Source organism: Sutcliffiella rhizosphaerae, assembly GCF_917563925.1.
Lineage (GTDB): Bacteria > Bacillota > Bacilli > Bacillales > Bacillaceae_I > Sutcliffiella_A > Sutcliffiella_A rhizosphaerae.
Window position 1 is genome coordinate 289,446 of record NZ_CAKJTJ010000001.1, and the last position, 17,098, is coordinate 306,543.

Sequence of the window (17,098 nt, forward strand, 5' to 3'; positions counted from 1 at the left end):
ATAGTCAACCAACTTAAAAGAAGTGAGAAAGGTTTCCCTCCCTCACATAAATTCCAAAAGCTGGAACTTAGCTTTTTGAGGAAGCTTTTACCGGAATATATAGCAGCTGTCCTTCATTAATATGGTCGTCTGTTGACAATCTATTAACCCTTATCAGCTGTTGTATGCTTACGTCATACCTCTCAGCAATATGATCCATAGACTCCCCTTGTTGCACTATACAAATCTTTAGTTTTGTAAATTCCTGACCATCATCTTCTGCAAAAATCTTGGTTAAGGATAGATTATTTTCGTCTCTCTCCTCCTGATATTCTGCATATTCCTCCTCTTCGAATTCTGCAACTGCATGATTACCAGTTCTTTTTTCTGACTGATATTGATTCGATTGAAGGGAATAGAGGGAAGAATAGGCATCCTCATTATCCTGATACAAATAATCGGTAGGATTATAAGGTGCCTCCTCCTCTTCCGGAGTTTTTCTAGCTTCCACATTAAATGGAACATAGTTTCCGTCGTTATAATTATCATCAGGATCACTTTCATCTATTTCATGTTGGTTCAGTATCTCTTCTTTGTCGTCCTCTGTATAATACTGATAAGTATCTTCTTCAAATTCATTATCTGATTGAGAGCTACGATACATCGGTTCATACTCTTGTTCATCTGTATTCTGATACTGATTTTCAAAGACCTCTTCATGATCTTGATTTGGTTCCACTTCATAAACTTCACCATGATCACTGTTAGAAACTACCCCATAAACTTCATCATGATCCGAGTTCGGCACAACTTCATATTCAGCCTCATGATCACGATTTGGCTCTACTTCATATTCGTGCTCGTTATCCCTGTTCGCTTCGATCTCGTAAGACTCTTCTTGTACCTCCCAAGGGTGAGTACTTTGTTGATGACCATAAATGCCAGAAATGGAAAGTTCCGCATCTAGGTGCAAGCAGCCACGCTCTGGAATATTGTAATCAAATGATTCAATAGCTACATAGATATCATCTAAACTCTGAATTCTGTTTTTTGGAATGGTTATATCTACCGGAAAACGGTGTTGCAAGGAGCAGACCCCATCTTCCCTCTCTTCCACTTCCTGTACAATCCTGGCCTGTGGCTGGTATTCTTCTTCCTCATTATCCTCACCTAAATTTAATTGGTATTCCCCCGTTAATACTAAAGCTCCCCGAATGGAAACATATTGGTCTTGCTCATAAATCTGTATGTCTGGATCTAAAGCGATGGAAATGAGCTCAGATACTTCCTGTCCCTTTTGAAACCATATAGATTCTTCTACTGAAAATCGCAAGCACGATTGCTGTTCTGAAGACAAAGGGGGTTCCTCCTTTCAAACCTAAAAATATTTACTATATCAATAAAGATGTATGAACGGAGAGATAGGAATATGAATGAAATGAGAAAAAAGAGCGTATGTGGGTATATTTGAACGTGGGACGAGGATAGATATATGGGAAAGGACAAGTATTGGGGTGGCTTCTTTTAATAATTGAAGAGAAGGAACGGATAAATCAATTTTGCTCAGTGGTTGACAGAACTAAAACACCCCACTGTAAATTTTTAAAAACCATTTCATCAAATGAAATGGCAGACTGTTGACAAACCCAAATTATTTTTAGATTTGTATTTAACTGTTGATCTTCGTTGCAGACGCTTCGCTTTCCGCGGGCGGTCCGGGAACCTCCTCGGGCTGCGCCCTGTGGGGTTTCCCATGTCCCTTCCTCCCGCAGGACAAGGAAGGCTTCGGCAGCCATTCATCGCACGAAGAAAATGTGTCAGCATTTTCGAGGAGTCTGCGCGTCTTCCACTACGATCAACAAGGGAATTGCATGGATTTAAATAAAAATGTACCTTTGTCTACACACTGCCATTTCATCAAATGAAATGGCATTTTCCGCAATCAGTTATTTATTATGTGATGGACTTTAATTTTATGCCAAATAGTCTTCCAATTCTTTTTTATAATCCGCTCCTCATATATTGCAGCAAGTTCTTTTGTTTCTAAAAAGTAGGGAGTCGGTTTCAATTCTAAATTAATGACATCATCTATTCCACAAGGAGAAGTGAGAACTAAATGATTATCCTTGTCTAGCTTTACTCCTAGAGCAGTTGCAGTTTCTGGAAACTTTGAAATAGCATCTTCCGAAGAACTATAAGGGGAAAAATTATTAATGATGTGCATTCTTGCTTCATTTTTAACAGACCAAGGTATATTAGGCATTATTCTTATCAACTTATTCTCTAATTCCTTTTCAAAATTCTCATCAATGTTTGTGTTATCAAAATAGATAACATCGACATCTGGGGTCTCAGTTCTTTCATGAAACCCATGTAATGTATCCCAGATTTTAGAACGTACAAAACCTGCACATATCCACCAATCAGGTAAATTCAATGAACTTGCAGCCTTTATAATTTCCATCATCCTTTCATCGCTCTGGAGAATCTTTATTACATCTTCTTTATTCGTTAACATTTTAAAGTATCCCCCTTCCAACTCACGAACATATATTCCCATTTTAACACATCAAAGTTGAAGGGGGAATATTCCATTAAAATTCCCAAACTGAAAACTACAAATTTATTAAAAAGAGCATATTACCTATGTTTTGATTAGAAAGGGGGCTGCTTCATGATTTCCACCTGGCACCTTATAGGATTCACGATCTTAGAATTTTGTGTGCGGGCTAAAATGTGGCGAGTTCGTGCCAAAACGGGGTCAAAGTAATTTTCCACTTGCATCCAGAATGAGCAAGATTAAATCTGATAGTAACTTTAGTAAATCCCAAACTCCCAGCTATAAATCCTACCCATCAAATTCAATATCTCACCATCATTACCAACACAATTCGAGCAATATAAGTAACAAATAAACCGCCCTGGATGCTCACATCCTGGACGGTTATCTTTATTACGATTGATTAACCTTTATAGCAGCAAACGATTTTTCAATTGCTTCTAACGTATTCTCGATATCTTCATCACTATGTGCTGTAGATAGGAACAAGCCTTCAAATTGGGAAGGTGGTAAGAACACGCCATTATTTGCCATTTCACGGAAGAATAGTGCAAAGTAGCCTAAGTCTGATGATTTAGCTATATCATAGTTTACTACTTTCTCATCGTTGAAGAAGAAGCCAATCATCGAACCCGCACGGTTTACTGTTACAGGCACGTTGTACTTTTCGCCTAAGGCGTTAATTCCCTCTTCTAAACGATCTGCCTTCTTTGCAAATGCTTTATACGTTTCTGGTGTCAATTGAGATAATGTTTCATATCCTGCCGTCATTGCAAGTGGGTTCCCTGATAATGTTCCCGCCTGATAGATAGGACCGCTCGGGGCAACTTGGGCCATAATTTCTGCTTTTCCACCGTAGGCACCGACCGGTAGACCTCCTCCTATTACTTTCCCTAGACAGGTTAAATCAGGTGTTATCCCGTAGTATCCTTGTGCGCAATGATAATCGACACGGAATCCCGTCATGACTTCATCAAAAATTAATACTGAACCGTATTCAGTAGTAATATCACGTAAACCTTCTAAAAATCCAGGTAGTGGTGGGACTACACCCATGTTACCGGCAACAGGCTCCACGATAACTCCGGCGATATCTTCACCAAATTCACGGAAAGCAACTTTTATGCTTTCTAAATCATTGTATGGGACCGTTATAGTATTTTGCGCAACTCCTTCCGGCACTCCAGGACTGTCAGGTAAACCTAGTGTCGCCACACCAGATCCAGCTTTAATCAACAATGAATCCCCATGACCGTGATAGCAGCCTTCAAACTTTACAATTTTGTTTCTACCTGTGTATCCGCGCGCTAAACGAAGAGCACTCATCGTAGCCTCTGTTCCGGAGCTAACCATCCTTACAACTTCAATTGAAGGGACGCGTTCAATAACCAATTTTGCAAGTTCGTTCTCAATAAGTGTTGGAGCGCCAAAGCTTGTTCCAGATTCTGTTACTTTCTTAATTGCTTCGACTACTCTATCATTCGAATGGCCGTGAATAAGCGGTCCCCAGGAAAGAACATAATCTATGTATTCATTACCATCGATGTCATAGATTTTGGAACCTTTTCCCCTCTCCATGAATATTGGATCCATGTCTACGGATTTAAAGGCACGAACGGGGCTATTAACCCCGCCCGGCATTAGTTTAGATGCTTCTGCAAATGCTTGTTTAGATTTTTCAAAGCTTCTCATTCCACTTCACCCTTTCTAAATTTAAAGAACATTACTGTTATTTTTGACATCTACAAGTGGTCCATTTACCGTGTCTCTTTGTAAAACTCAATAAATTTACTCTTCATTCAACCAACGGGCAACGTCTTTGGCATAATAAGTGATTATCAAATCTGTTCCGGCACGTTTCATACCGATCATCTTCTCCATTACTGTTTCTCTTTCGTTTATCCAGCCATTTAAAGCAGCTGCCTTAATCATGGAATACTCTCCGCTTACATTATAAGCAACTACCGGTATATTGAAGTTGTTTTTCACGTCACGGATAATGTCAAGGTAAGCAAGTGCAGGTTTTACGATTAGGAAATCCGCACCTTCCATCACATCGGATTCAGCTTCACGAATCGCTTCCTGGCGATTAGCTGGATCCATTTGATAAGTTTTTCTATCACCAAATTGTGGTGAACTGTGGACAGCATCTCGAAAAGGGCCGTAAAATGCAGAAGAATATTTGACTGCATATGACATAATCGGTACGTCTTCAAATCCATTCGCATCAAGTCCTTCTCTGATAGCTGCAACAAATCCGTCCATCATGTTGGATGGTGCGATAACATCCGCACCAGCACGAGCCTGACTTACAGCAGTACGTGCAAGTAGATCTAGTGTTGGATCATTTAGTATATTCCCTTCTTCTACAATTCCACAATGTCCATGGGATGTGTATTGGCAAAGACATGTGTCCGCAATGACTACAAGTTCAGGGAAGTTCTCTTTTATTAAGGAAATTGCTTGTTGTACAATTCCGTGTTCATGGTAGGCTTGAGTCCCTACTTCATCTTTCTCTTTTGGCACACCAAAAACAATAACAGATTTTATCCCTAGATCTGATACTTCTGCCATCTCTTCTTTTAATAGATCTAAAGATAAATGGTAGACACCAGGCATAGATGGTACTTCATTTTTTATATTTTCTCCTTCTACCACAAAAATAGGATAGATAAGATCTTCTTTGTGTAAATGGATTTCACGCACTAATGAGCGCATACTTGCTGAGTTTCTTAGTCTACGATGACGGGCAAATTGTAAGTCTTTCATTTTTAATCCTCCCTAGTAAAAAATTGTAATATGTTTTGAATCAACCCATCCACAGTGTATTCTTGTGGGCAAATATCTACTTGTATTCCCGCTTTTTCTAAAGCCTGCTTTGTTATTGGACCAATAGCAGCTACCGGACCTTCGGGCAAGCCAAATATTTTTATAAAATTATGTACAGTAGATGGACTAGTAAAGGTGTATAAATCTATATTTGCTTCCTTTACAATGGTGCATTCCTTTTCTTCAGGGATACTCAATCTGTTTTCATATACCACTATCTGTTTAACATTGTACCCTAGTTTCGCTAGTTCATCACGTAAAATGGGCCGGGCGAGATTGCCCTGTATTAGCAAAATAGACGATGGTTCCCATTGAGCAAACATCTCTACCAAGTCTTCTGCTGAATACTTTTCAGGTATGATATCCACTTCATTTCCTAGTAATAAAAGAGCTTCTTTTGTTTTTTTTCCCACTGCAGCTGTTTTGTTTGGTAGTTTTCCTTGATACAATTCATAGAAAAACTTCACACCATTAACACTGGTAAAAACAATCCATTCGAATGATGAAATGTTTTGTGTAATCTCTTTTTTCAACTCCGCTTGATTAGACGGAAACTGAAACTGAATAAGAGGGACTTCCAATGAGGTCCCTCCGAGTTCTTGAACTTGACGGGAAAAGTACGATGCCTGCTCTTTGCTTCTTGTGATAAGAATGCGTTTATTGGCTAAAGGCAAAGTACGATTCATTATTGATCAAGCTCCTTTTTCACATTATCAATTAAAGCTTTACCACCTTGTAGGGTTAGGCTTTCAGCTGCTTCTAAACCAACTTTAATTGGGTCTGTTCCAGTAATTCTTTCTTTATAAAGGATCGATCCGTCTGGTGCACCGACCAAAGCGGAAAGTGTCACTTGGTCATCCTGTCCTACAGTTGCAAATCCTGCAATTGGAACCTGACACCCGCCTTCCATTTTATCAAGGAAAGCTCGCTCTGCAAGGACCGCTTTTTCCGTTACTGCGTCTGTGAATAAAGCTAGGGTATCCAGTAATTCCTTGTCATCCTCCCTGCATTCAATGGAAAGGGCACCTTGACCAACTGCTGGAAGGCAAATATCTTCATCAAGGAATTCTGTTACCACATCATTAGACCAACCCATTCTCGCAAGCCCTGCTGCTGCTAGAATGATCGCATCGTATTCTTCACTCTCCAGCTTGGCAAGACGTGTATCAATGTTACCGCGAATCCATTTTATTTCAATGTCTGGACGCTTTGCCAGAAGCTGAGCACCACGACGCAAGCTACTCGTCCCCACAATCGCACCACTTGGCAAATCTCTAAATGTAACATGACCTTTTGAGATGAATGCATCACGATGGTCTTCACGGAACGGGATACAACCAATCGTTAAACCTTTTGGTAACACTGCAGGCATATCCTTCATACTATGAACAGCCATATCTATTTCTTTATCAAACATGGCTTGTTCAATCTCTTTTACAAAAAGGCCTTTGCCTCCTACCTTGGAAAGAGTTACGTCTAAAATTTTGTCCCCTTTTGTAACAATTTCCTTCACTTCAAAATCAAACGGCGCACCTAAAGCCTTTAATTGATCGATTACCCAATTTGTTTGTGTTAAAGCTAGTTTACTTCTTCTAGAACCTACAATAATTTTTCGCATATTTCCTCCTCACCCCAACAATTTGGGATTCTATAAAATCCAAAAATGGAAATTTGAAAGTCTGCCAAAAAGAAAAAAGTTGATAAGTACAACAAGAAATGCAGCAATATTCCAATTGGCTATTGCTTTACCACTTATTCCTTTAGCAATCCTTTGGTAAAAATAATAGCTATATGCAGTAATGACAATAAAAGAGCCTATAACCTTAGCATCGTACCATTGAAACTCTGCAAGTTTTACGGAAGCCCAGATACTACCAAGTATCAGTGATAATAATAGCATCGGTACCCCTATTACATTTAATACATATGACATATGGTCCAGCTTAGATAAATCCTCAATTCGTAGTAGCCGTTTCCCCCATTTTTTCTCTTTCAATAAGCGATATTGAATGAGATAGAGCATCGAGAAAACAAATGATAGAGAAAATGCACCATAAGACAAGATTGCCATCGTTACATGGATGATCAGCAATTCAGAAACCAGTGCCTGTACGACAACTTGAGATTCATGTTGATAGGGCGTAAAGGTATGTAAAGCTAAAACTAAAAAGCCGATGACATTCGTAAAGAAGACGATAAAATCTACCCGTAAAATTCTATTAATGATAAGGGAGAGGGTAATTAGCACCCAAGTATAAAAGTACATACCTTCATAAAGAGTCAAAATTGGAAATCTACCTGTATCAAGCATCCGTAAAAATAAAAAAATTGATTGTAAAACCCATACAATTGCAAGTAACCAGAAGGCCGTTTTGTTAGCCTTCTGGTTATTTTGAAGAAAATCAATAAAATATAAGAGAACGCTTAAGGCATATAGTAATACCGTTAATTCGTACAGCCTTGCGATAGTCATCTCTAGCATATAGAACAGCCTCTCTTACGACTGGTATGTCGCAGCTTGAGGAAGCGGGATTCCAATAGGGGTTGCTTCTTTTTCCTTCTTCACAGTGTAATACTGCTTCTGGACTTCCTGTTGAACCGCTTCTTCAATGTTAAAGATTTTAGTGAATAGGTCTAGTGAATCCTCGGCATTCGGTTCAGCTGAAAGCTCTTTTGCGCGAAGAATCGGGTCACGCAAAATCTGGTTAATAATACTCTTTGTGTGCTTATTCAACACTTTCATTTCACGCTCGGAAAGATGAGGAAGTTTCCGCTGTATGCTATGCATCGTCTCAGATTGAATATCTAATGCCTTTTGACGAAGCGCAGAAATTACTGGTACCACGCCAAGAGTATTAAGCCAATATTTAAAATCTACAATCTCTTCTTCAATGAAAAGCTCAATCTCTTCTGCTGCTTTCTTTCTTTCTGCAAGATTGGCATTAACGATTCCTTCAAGATCATCTATATCATATAGGAATACGCTGTCCAGCTTGTCTAACTCAGGATCCAAATCTCGTGGCACTGCGATATCAATCATAAATAATGGGCGCCCTTTTCTCATGCGCTCCACATATGTCATATCTTCTTTCGTAATAACAAAATCTTTTGCACCGGTAGAAGAGATTAATATATCTGCTTCTACCAACGCACAGGAAAGCTCCTGCATGGACTTCGCTTGTCCGTCAAAACGATTTGCCAAATTTTCCGCTTTTTCCACTGAGCGGTTCATAACCGTTACTTTTTCTACCCCATTGCCGTGAAGGTTCTGGACGGCTAGTTCTCCCATTTTCCCTGCGCCTAAAATTAATACATGCTTATTTCGGAGATCCCCGAATATCTTTTTCGCAAGCTCTACTGCCGCATAACTGACAGAAACCGCATTTGAGCCAATATCAGTTTCAGAATGTGCACGTTTTGCAAGCGTGATTGCCTGCTTAAATAATTGATTGAAGATAGTTCCAACCGTATGATACTCTTGTGCTGTCAGGAAACTGTTACGAATTTGACCAAGAATTTGTGTTTCACCAAGTACCATGGAATCTAATCCACAGGAAACTCTGTACAAATGCTCAATGGCTCCATCATTCTCATATATGTTTAAGTAAGGAGAAAATTCTTCCTTCTCCAGACCAAACCAGTCTGCAAGGAAGGCTTTAATATAATAACGTCCAGTATGCAACTGATCTACCACTGCATAAACTTCCGTTCGATTACAGGTCGAAACAATGGTATTTTCCAAGATGGATTTTTGCTCCTTCAAGGCAACCATCGCTTTCTCCAGATCAGCTGTATTAAAAGTTAATTTTTCACGTATTTCAACAGGGGCCGTTTTATAATTAACACTAACTACTATAATATGCACTTGTTCGTACACCCCCAGAAAAATAATAGCATTTGTAAAAATTATAACATGACGAAAGGTTCAGGCATTTGATAAAATGTGAACAACTGACGAAATGCATCAAAAAACAACAATGAATGGACAATTCTCTTAGTTCTATATTACAAACATTACAATTCTTTTATTCACCAACTTGTACATTATCAGAAAATCATAGGAGAATCAAGGTTTCAGCCTCGATTACAGGGAGGAATTTATGAAGAAGAATAGCTTTTTACCAGGTTTACTTTTACTTTTCTTTGGTTTATATTTCCTGTTACAACAATTAAACATTTCTCTATGGGATGGCATGTTCACATGGTCCACCCTTCTCGTTATTACAGGTGCAGCACTTTTATTACAAGCATATAAACAAAGTGATTATCCAAATATCCTCCCAGGCTTTGTCTTACTCGGAATTGGGCTTCATTTTCAATTAAAGGATACAGTAGCAGTATGGCCAGACCATTTTGCTGTAATCATACTAATACTCGGTGTTGGATTCATCCTCCGTGCTCAAAAGACGAAAGGCGGCATGTTCGAAGGTGTTCTGCTATGCATTTTGGCCAGCTTCTTTCTTTTTTACGGTACCTTCATGGAAATGCTTGGTGTTGTAGAAACCGGTGTAGAGCACCTATACAACTACTGGCCTGTTATCCTTATAATTATCGGTGCTTTTTTGGTAGTTAAAAAGAAATAAGCAAGCATTCACAAACTCGAGTATGGAATAACAACAAACATAAAGAAAAAAGCTTATTGAAAGACCTACAATCAGTGGAATGAATATTCACATGATGTAGGTCTTTGTTGTGATTAAAGGACTGCCTCCAGGAAGTCTTTTGTCCGTTGGTTCTGTGGCATATTAAATAGCTCATGTGGTGTTCCTTCTTCAACAATCTTGCCATCATGCATGTAGATAACCCTGTCTGCCACTTCTTGGGCAAAGCCCATTTCATGTGTTACGACGACCATAGTCATACCCTCTTCTGCCAATTGTTTCATCGTTTTTAAAACCTCTCCAACAAGTTCTGGATCTAGTGCTGAAGTGGGTTCATCAAATAGCATAACTTCCGGCTTCATGGCCAACGCTCTTGCGATGGCAACACGTTGCTTTTGACCTCCTGATAGCTTTTCAGGATAAACATCCGCCTTGTCGGACAAACCAACTTTTTCCAAAAGGTCCAGCGCAGTTTTTTTCGCTTCTTCTTTTTTTGCTTTCTTTAGTTGAACAGGTGCTTCCATGACGTTTTGAAGCACCGTCATATGTGGAAAAAGGTGAAAGTGTTGAAAGACCATCCCGACCTGTTGGCGTACTTGGTTTAGATCATCTTTTTTCACATCAATTTCCTTTCCATCTATTACTACAATTCCGCTATCTTTCATTTCAAGAAAATTTAAGCAGCGCAGAACCGTACTCTTTCCAGACCCGCTGGCACCAATCAGGCAGACTACCTCTTTGTTTTTAATTGATAAAGAAATATCCTTCAAAACATGTAAATCACCAAAAGATTTATTCAAGTCCGTTACTTCAATTTTGTTACTCATTTTTCCCCCTCCTATCTATCACTTGCTGAAAATTTGCGTTCTAAAATGTTTACGACGATACCTATTAAGCCAACAAGAACTAAATAGTATACAGATACAACTAATAAATGAGTCATATAGTCAAATGAATTTGATCCTAACGTTTGAGCGACACCAAATAACTCAAAGAATCCTATGAAAGCTGCTAAGGAAGAATCTTTCACACAGATAATAAATTGATTCCCTAATGGAGGTAGGGCACGTCGAAACGCTTGGGGTAAAATTATCCTGCGCATTGTCAAATTACTATGCATTCCTAAAGATCGACCTGCCTCCATCTGACCTTTATCTATGGATTGAATAGAACCTCTAAATATCTCAGCAATATATGCCCCGTTATGAAAAGCAAGGGCAAGTGTAACCGACCAAAAACCAGATATACCTAGTTCAACCATTCCATAGTAAAAAATAAATATTTGTGCAATAAGTGGAGTTCCACGGACTATATAAATATACGTATTTGCTATCCAAGCTAACACTTTAATACTAGAAATTTTTAAGAATGCAAAAAACAAGCCAACTATGAGTGCAATTGCTATAGATACAACCGTTACTTGTAGTGTATTCCACATTCCTTTAAGGAACATATCATAAGAACCGAAAAAAACATCAAAAAAGTGCGCTAAACTAGGCATACTTGTTCCACTTCCTTTGTTATACCTCCAAAAAAATGTGTGGTGAACGAAGCACCACACATTTCAGAGACAGGATTTTATTAGACTTTTAACATTTTACTCATCCGGGTCTGAAGTGATGTCTTCACCAAAGTATTTTTGACTTATTTCTGCAAGTGTTCCATCTTCTCTTAGCTTTTCTAGTGCTGCGTTAATGGCTTCGAGTAAAGCCTCATTACCCTTTGCAACTGCTACAGCCTGTTCACTTCTGTCAAGAAGTTCACGGCCTTCGAGTGTCATCCCTGCACCGATCGCCTCTCGACCGGTTACAAAGTCTGTTACTACCACATCGTGGCGGCCGTTATTCAGTGATTCCAAAGCAACGACATCACTATCATAATTCACGATATTATCCGTCAGATCGGCAACAAGAGATGCATAAGTAGATCCCCTGGACACCGCGATCTCTTTTCCTTCCAAATCGTCCAATGTTTCGATATCACTATCAGGTCTTACAAAAATTTGTGCACCTGAATAATAGTAAGGCGTGGAAAAATCCACTTCTTTTAATCTGTCTTCGGTAATCGTATGAGAGGCTACAGCAGCATCAAAACGACCGTTTTTTACTCCTTCAACAATACTTGCGAATGTGTATTTTTCTTGATCAGACTCAAGACCGAGTTCAGCTGCGATAGCTTCCCCGACTTCAATATCAAAGCCTGTCATATTCCCGCTCCCATCTGTCACACTGAACGGGGCAAATTCTCCTGAAGAAGCAAACTTAAATTTCCCTTCCTCTACCAATTCATATCCTTCACTTGTTGTCACTTTTCCACCACATGCTGCCAGAATGGTAGATAAAAGGAATAATGCGATAAGCCATATCCTTTTTTTCAATGTCCTGAATCCCCCTTAACGTCTATTTTTTTATGTCTCCCTAATATGTTAACAATTGCGAGAAACTACTACAAATGACCTATTGATAGGTTTTTCCTAATAATTCTGTAAACTTACACTCCTGAATAACTTACGACCTATCTTTCTTATGTATGCTCAGAAATGCTCTCTATACATCCTATTCCCTAAAGACAAACATCATTAAACTTATTTTTTGAAATTTCTATTATTTTTGAGGAATAGGAGATAGCTTGGCAATATCAAATGATCATTCCCCGCAGAATTTAGGCTTTTATTTGGAGAAATTTCTTAACCGCCTTAACCAACATTTGATTTGATTTTGAACTTAATTATCCCTAGAAAGCTACTTATCAATACTAAAAAAAGAACCTGTTAGGTTGTCATTATCCATGAGATTCTAAACAGACCCTTTTTAGGTATAATGTTTATTTTACTAACCGAATGAACGCTTGTAATACTATATCTCCAGTACCTCTTCCTCCTCCTTGAGCAAAATCTACTGTGCCCCCACCTTTTCCATTAATCTCCGTTATAAGTCTTTTTGTAATCATGTTCATATTAATTTCTGAAGCTTTTCCCCGCGCACAAACAAATTGTAGCTTCTCGTTATTTTCTAAGACAAGTAAAACATTCATATTTTCATTTGTATTGGTTATATTTCTTGCAAGAATCTGCAAATCACTAAAGGTGCGATTTTGAAATACCTTACCAATAACGTTAAGATCCCCTTTTATTTCTACTTCAGATAGTATGCTGTCTGCTTCGAACTCCAGGAGCATGTTCGTTTGTTCTTTTACAGTTTTTTCGAGTTCTTTATTTTGTTCTAATAGTCTTTTTACACCGTCTACCATACTAGCCTGAGGAGCATTTAATTGTATGGCCAACTCACTTATCACTTTCTGTTTCTCATGCAGTTCTTTAAGCACCCTGTTTCCGCAAATGAAAGTAATGCGCACTTTCTTTTTTTGCTTTTCCCAGTTCATTATTTTTAGGGCACTCACTTCTGCTGTACTATTTGGATGTGTGCCGCCACATCCGTTGTAATCATATTCAGGTACAATTACAAGACGGATGTTTTCTTTAACAGAAAGCTCTTTTCTAAGCGGATATAAAGAAAGTTCTTCCTTTGAAACCCATTTTGTTTCAATCATGCGATTTTCTAGAATTATTTGGTTCACAAGCCCTTCCGCTTTGTTTGCCTCATCCAGAGTCAATTCAGGTGTTGCAATATCAATGGTGCACATTTCTTTTCCTAAATGAAAGCTTATTGTTTTATAAGAAAAAAGCTCTTCAAAAGCTGCTGATAGAAGATGCTGGCCAGCATGTTGCTGCATATGATCGAAACGTCTTTCCCAATCAATTATTCCAGATATGTTTGTTGTTCCTTCCGGAAGTGGAGCTTCTAAATAATGTCTGATTTCATCATTTATTTCTTGGACGTTTACCACAGTTATGTCATTTAAAACCCCTGTATCGAATGGTTGTCCCCCACCCTCCGGATAAAAAGCAGTCTTGTCTAAAACAGCGTACCATTCTCCATTGCTATTATCTTTTTCTTGTTTTTGCAACGTAGCAGTAAATTCCTTTATGTAAGGGTCTTGATAAAATAGTTTATTTTTCAAAATTTCTCCTCCCAAATTCAAAGAAAACTGCGTACATTTCTGCACACAGTTTCTTTTTTACTTCATTCTTTTTTGTAAAATACCCCATACTTCATCTTTACCTTGTCCTGTTTCAGATGAAAAGAGGATTACTTCATCTTCTTTTTCCATCTTAAGGGTTTCTCTGACCACCTTAAGGTGTTTTTGCCATTTTCCTTTTGGGATCTTATCTGCTTTTGTTGCAATTACGATTACTGGTAAATCATAATGTTTAAGATATTCGTACATGGTGACATCGTCTTTTGATGGTGGATGACGAAGATCGACTATCTGGAGCACGGCACGAAGCTGTTCTCTCGATGTCAAATACGTTTGCATCATTCTCCCCCATGCATCCCGCTCAGATTTTGGAACTTTAGCAAAACCATATCCTGGTACATCAACGAAATGCATCTTTTCGTTAATGAGGTAAAAATTAAGGGTTTGCGTTTTTCCTGGTTTTGATGACGTTCTTGCCAGGTTCTTGCGGTTGATCATCTTGTTGATAAAAGAGGATTTTCCGACATTTGAACGCCCAGCCAAAGCGAATTCAGGTAATAGTTCACTTGGGTATTGCTCTTGTTTAACAGCACTAATGACAATTTCTGCTTGAGTTACTTTCATTTTCCCTCTCCTGCTAATGCGTGTTCTAACACTTGATCTAAATGTGAAACTAAAACAAACGTTAAATCTTTGCGCACACTTTCTGGAATATCATCCAAATCTTTTTCATTCTCTTTTGGTAAAATTATTTTTTTAAGGCCAGCACGATGAGCACTTAAAGACTTTTCCTTTAATCCCCCAATTGGTAGAACACGGCCTCTTAACGTTATTTCGCCTGTCATGCCGACATCTTTATGAACAGGGCGCCCTGTCAGAGCGGAGATGAGGGCAGTCGCCATCGTTATCCCTGCAGATGGACCGTCTTTAGGTACTGCCCCTTCTGGAACATGGATGTGTATATCATTTTTTTCATTAAAATCTGGATCAATATTGAGTTCATCTGCTCTGGACCGGATGAAACTAAAAGCAGCATGTGCGGATTCCTTCATGACATCCCCAAGTTTACCAGTCAACATCAACTTCCCTTTACCTGGTGAAACGGAGACTTCAATGGATAATGTATCTCCACCTACAGTTGTATAAGCAAGTCCTGTTGCGACACCTACTTGGTCTTCCACTTCTGCCTGTCCATATCGGAATTTTGGCTTCCCTAAAAATTCAACTAAGTTTTTTTCAGTAATCACTACCCGTTTCTTCTGACCGGATACGATAATTTTCGCTGCTTTTCTGCAGATTGAAGCAATCTGTCTTTCCAAACTACGAACTCCTGCCTCACGGGTATGATAACGGATAATAGCCATCAACGCTTCATCTCTTATTTGTAAAAGATTCTTCTGCAGCCCATGCTCTTTTGCTTGACGCGGAAGAAGATGGTCTTTTCCAATATTCAGCTTCTCGATCTCTGTGTATCCTGCAATTGTAATAATTTCCATTCGATCACGGAGCGGTCCAGGAATAGTCGCCAAGTTGTTCGCTGTTGCGATAAACATGACATTGGATAAATCATACGCTTCTTCGATATAGTGATCACTGAAATTATGGTTTTGTTCTGGATCTAATACTTCCAATAGTGCAGACGAAGGGTCACCTCTGAAATCATTTGACATTTTGTCTATTTCATCCAACAAAAACACTGGATTTATCGTTTCTGCTTTTTTCATGCCCTGGATGATTCGTCCTGGCATTGCCCCTACATATGTTCTTCTATGTCCTCTTATTTCGGATTCATCGCGGACACCTCCGAGGGAAACCCGGACAAATTTACGATCCAAAGATTTAGCAATAGATCTTGCCAGCGATGTTTTCCCGACACCAGGCGGTCCTGCAAGACAGAGTATCGGACCCTTCAATGATTGTGTTAACTGCTGTACAGCCAAATATTCCAGCACACGCTCTTTCACCTTTTCAAGCCCGAAATGATCTTCATTTAAAATCTCTTCAGCTCGAATAATGTCAAGTTGGTCCTTTGTTGCTTCTGTCCAAGGCAAATTTAACAGCCAATCAATATAGTTACGAATGACAGAACTTTCCGCAGAACTGGAAGGGATTTTTTCATAGCGGTCAATTTCTTTCAATGCCGTCTTTTTTACATTTTCCGGCATACCAATTTTTTCGACCCGCTCCTTTAATTCTTGAATTTCTCCACCCTTACCTTCTTTATCGCCAAGCTCTTTTTGGATAGCTTTCATCTGTTCACGAAGATAATATTCTTTTTGTGTACGCTCCATAGAACGTTTTACGCGAAGACCGATTTTCTTTTCTAATTGAAGGACTTCTTTCTCATTGTTCACGTGTCGGATTACCTTATGAAGACGATCTTTTACATCTTTTGTTTCCAAAACAGATTGTTTTTCTTTCATATTAATTGGCAGATGAGAAGTAATAATATCCGCCATACGCCCCGGTTCTGAAATATCGGATACAGTATGATATGTTTCAATCGTCGTTTTTTTAGAGAGCTTTGTATAGGTATGGAAATAATCCAACAATGTTCTCATTAACGCCTCATCTTCTGCATCTTTTTCATCTGGATCTGGGTATGTAAGGAGCTTTGCTTCCCAATGCGTGTCTTTTTCTATAAATTCTTCTATTTTTGCTCGTTCGAGGCCTTCTACAAGCACTCTGACTGTTCCATTTGGTAGCTTTAACATTTGTTTAACTTTTGTTAAAGTTCCCCATTCATAAAGATCCTCTTTCGTTGGATTGTCTTTTCCTACTTCTTTCTGGGTAGAAAGGACGACTATATTATCTCCAAGCATCGCTTGTTCTAATGCTTCTATTGACTTCTCTCTTCCTACATCCAAATGTAAAACCATTGTAGGGAAGACCATAAGTCCTCGTAAAGGCAATAATGGAACATGATATTCCTTGTTTGTTGCCATGGTAACACCCCCGTACGCTCTTCCTATATATTTCTTTGTTCAATTCTATCCTAATTGCCAAGCCCTGTCTAATTATACTAGCTAAAGACAAAAGAAAGAATCGTGTTTTACTATCATTTGCTAGTAGCTCTAAGTTATTTATGAAA

The 17,098-nt window shown here is 38.8% G+C and carries 15 protein-coding genes; 1 reads left to right on the top strand and 14 read right to left on the bottom strand.

Translation table 11 applies throughout. From position 1 onward, the window contains the following. Positions 1-67: 67 nt before the first annotated feature. The 8 genes from spoVID to hemA form a co-directional block, all read right to left on the bottom strand. Positions 68-1,336, bottom strand: coding sequence for a stage VI sporulation protein D (gene spoVID / locus LRP81_RS01470; RefSeq protein WP_230499449.1), 1,269 nt, complete (start codon positions 1,334-1,336; stop codon positions 68-70). A 585-nt stretch (positions 1,337-1,921) separates the two neighbouring features. Next, positions 1,922-2,497: a nucleotidyltransferase family protein gene (locus LRP81_RS01475; RefSeq protein ID WP_230499450.1), complete on the bottom strand. Its 576-nt coding sequence runs from the start codon at positions 2,495-2,497 to the stop codon at positions 1,922-1,924. A gap of 435 nt (positions 2,498-2,932) precedes the next feature. After that, complete coding sequence (hemL, locus tag LRP81_RS01480) at positions 2,933-4,231, bottom strand: glutamate-1-semialdehyde 2,1-aminomutase (RefSeq protein ID WP_230499451.1); 1,299 nt, start codon at positions 4,229-4,231, stop codon at positions 2,933-2,935. A gap of 96 nt (positions 4,232-4,327) precedes the next feature. After that, on the bottom strand, positions 4,328-5,308 hold the full coding sequence (hemB, locus tag LRP81_RS01485; RefSeq protein ID WP_230499452.1) for a porphobilinogen synthase: 981 nt from the start codon (positions 5,306-5,308) through the stop codon (positions 4,328-4,330). 2 nt (positions 5,309-5,310) lie between these two features. Further along, the gene (locus LRP81_RS01490) at positions 5,311-6,054 is read right to left on the bottom strand and encodes a uroporphyrinogen-III synthase (protein WP_230499453.1); all 744 of its coding nucleotides are present in this window, start codon (positions 6,052-6,054) and stop codon (positions 5,311-5,313) included. After that, positions 6,054-6,986, bottom strand: coding sequence for a hydroxymethylbilane synthase (gene hemC, locus LRP81_RS01495; RefSeq protein WP_230499454.1), 933 nt, complete (start codon positions 6,984-6,986; stop codon positions 6,054-6,056). The genes LRP81_RS01490 and hemC overlap by 1 nt, the downstream gene beginning before the upstream one ends. Positions 6,987-7,016: 30 nt before the next feature. Then, entirely contained in the window at positions 7,017-7,850 is an 834-nt protein-coding gene (locus tag LRP81_RS01500) for a cytochrome C assembly family protein (RefSeq protein ID WP_230499455.1), read from the bottom strand. Positions 7,851-7,865: 15 nt separating this feature from the next. Continuing rightward, positions 7,866-9,233, bottom strand: coding sequence for a glutamyl-tRNA reductase (hemA, locus tag LRP81_RS01505; RefSeq protein WP_230499456.1), 1,368 nt, complete (start codon positions 9,231-9,233; stop codon positions 7,866-7,868). A gap of 235 nt (positions 9,234-9,468) precedes the next feature. Here hemA and LRP81_RS01510 point away from each other — a divergent pair, with 235 nt between their 5' ends. Continuing rightward, positions 9,469-9,951 (top strand): LiaF transmembrane domain-containing protein, encoded by a 483-nt coding sequence (locus tag LRP81_RS01510; protein WP_230499457.1) that lies wholly within the window; start codon positions 9,469-9,471, stop codon positions 9,949-9,951. A gap of 113 nt (positions 9,952-10,064) precedes the next feature. Here the strand turns inward: LRP81_RS01510 and LRP81_RS01515 are convergent, their stop codons facing one another. The 6 genes from LRP81_RS01515 to lon all read right to left on the bottom strand — a co-directional run bounded on the left by LRP81_RS01515 (position 10,065) and on the right by lon (position 16,952). After that, a complete protein-coding gene (locus LRP81_RS01515) occupies positions 10,065-10,796 on the bottom strand; it encodes an amino acid ABC transporter ATP-binding protein (protein ID WP_230499458.1) in 732 nt (243 codons plus the stop codon). A gap of 11 nt (positions 10,797-10,807) precedes the next feature. Continuing rightward, on the bottom strand, positions 10,808-11,470 hold the full coding sequence (locus tag LRP81_RS01520; RefSeq protein ID WP_230499459.1) for an amino acid ABC transporter permease: 663 nt from the start codon (positions 11,468-11,470) through the stop codon (positions 10,808-10,810). Between the two features lie 96 nt (positions 11,471-11,566). Then, complete coding sequence (locus tag LRP81_RS01525) at positions 11,567-12,346, bottom strand: transporter substrate-binding domain-containing protein (protein WP_230499460.1); 780 nt, start codon at positions 12,344-12,346, stop codon at positions 11,567-11,569. Between the two features lie 446 nt (positions 12,347-12,792). Then, positions 12,793-13,989, bottom strand: a complete 1,197-nt coding sequence (locus LRP81_RS01530) for an alanyl-tRNA editing protein (RefSeq protein WP_230499461.1) — start codon at positions 13,987-13,989, stop codon at positions 12,793-12,795. A gap of 57 nt (positions 13,990-14,046) precedes the next feature. Continuing rightward, entirely contained in the window at positions 14,047-14,631 is a 585-nt protein-coding gene (gene yihA, locus LRP81_RS01535) for a ribosome biogenesis GTP-binding protein YihA/YsxC (RefSeq protein ID WP_230499462.1), read from the bottom strand. After that, positions 14,628-16,952 (bottom strand): endopeptidase La, encoded by a 2,325-nt coding sequence (lon, locus tag LRP81_RS01540; RefSeq protein ID WP_230499463.1) that lies wholly within the window; start codon positions 16,950-16,952, stop codon positions 14,628-14,630. Before lon ends, yihA begins: the two co-directional genes overlap by 4 nt. Between the last annotated feature and the right edge of the window lie 146 nt (positions 16,953-17,098).

What these genes read in the sequence shown, in the direction of transcription:
- lon (WP_230499463.1), bottom strand. Translation starts at nt 16,952, where the DNA reads ATGGCAACAAACAAGGAATATCATGTTCCATTATTGCCTTTACGAGGA.
- yihA (WP_230499462.1), bottom strand. Translation starts at nt 14,631, where the DNA reads ATGAAAGTAACTCAAGCAGAAATTGTCATTAGTGCTGTTAAACAAGAG.
- LRP81_RS01490 (WP_230499453.1), bottom strand. Translation starts at nt 6,054, where the DNA reads ATGAATCGTACTTTGCCTTTAGCCAATAAACGCATTCTTATCACAAGA.
- LRP81_RS01510 (WP_230499457.1), top strand. Translation starts at nt 9,469, where the DNA reads ATGAAGAAGAATAGCTTTTTACCAGGTTTACTTTTACTTTTCTTTGGT.
- LRP81_RS01520 (WP_230499459.1), bottom strand. Translation starts at nt 11,470, where the DNA reads ATGCCTAGTTTAGCGCACTTTTTTGATGTTTTTTTCGGTTCTTATGAT.
- hemB (WP_230499452.1), bottom strand. Translation starts at nt 5,308, where the DNA reads ATGAAAGACTTACAATTTGCCCGTCATCGTAGACTAAGAAACTCAGCA.
- LRP81_RS01515 (WP_230499458.1), bottom strand. Translation starts at nt 10,796, where the DNA reads ATGAGTAACAAAATTGAAGTAACGGACTTGAATAAATCTTTTGGTGAT.
- hemC (WP_230499454.1), bottom strand. Translation starts at nt 6,986, where the DNA reads ATGCGAAAAATTATTGTAGGTTCTAGAAGAAGTAAACTAGCTTTAACA.
- hemL (WP_230499451.1), bottom strand. Translation starts at nt 4,231, where the DNA reads ATGAGAAGCTTTGAAAAATCTAAACAAGCATTTGCAGAAGCATCTAAA.
- LRP81_RS01500 (WP_230499455.1), bottom strand. Translation starts at nt 7,850, where the DNA reads ATGCTAGAGATGACTATCGCAAGGCTGTACGAATTAACGGTATTACTA.
- LRP81_RS01475 (WP_230499450.1), bottom strand. Translation starts at nt 2,497, where the DNA reads ATGTTAACGAATAAAGAAGATGTAATAAAGATTCTCCAGAGCGATGAA.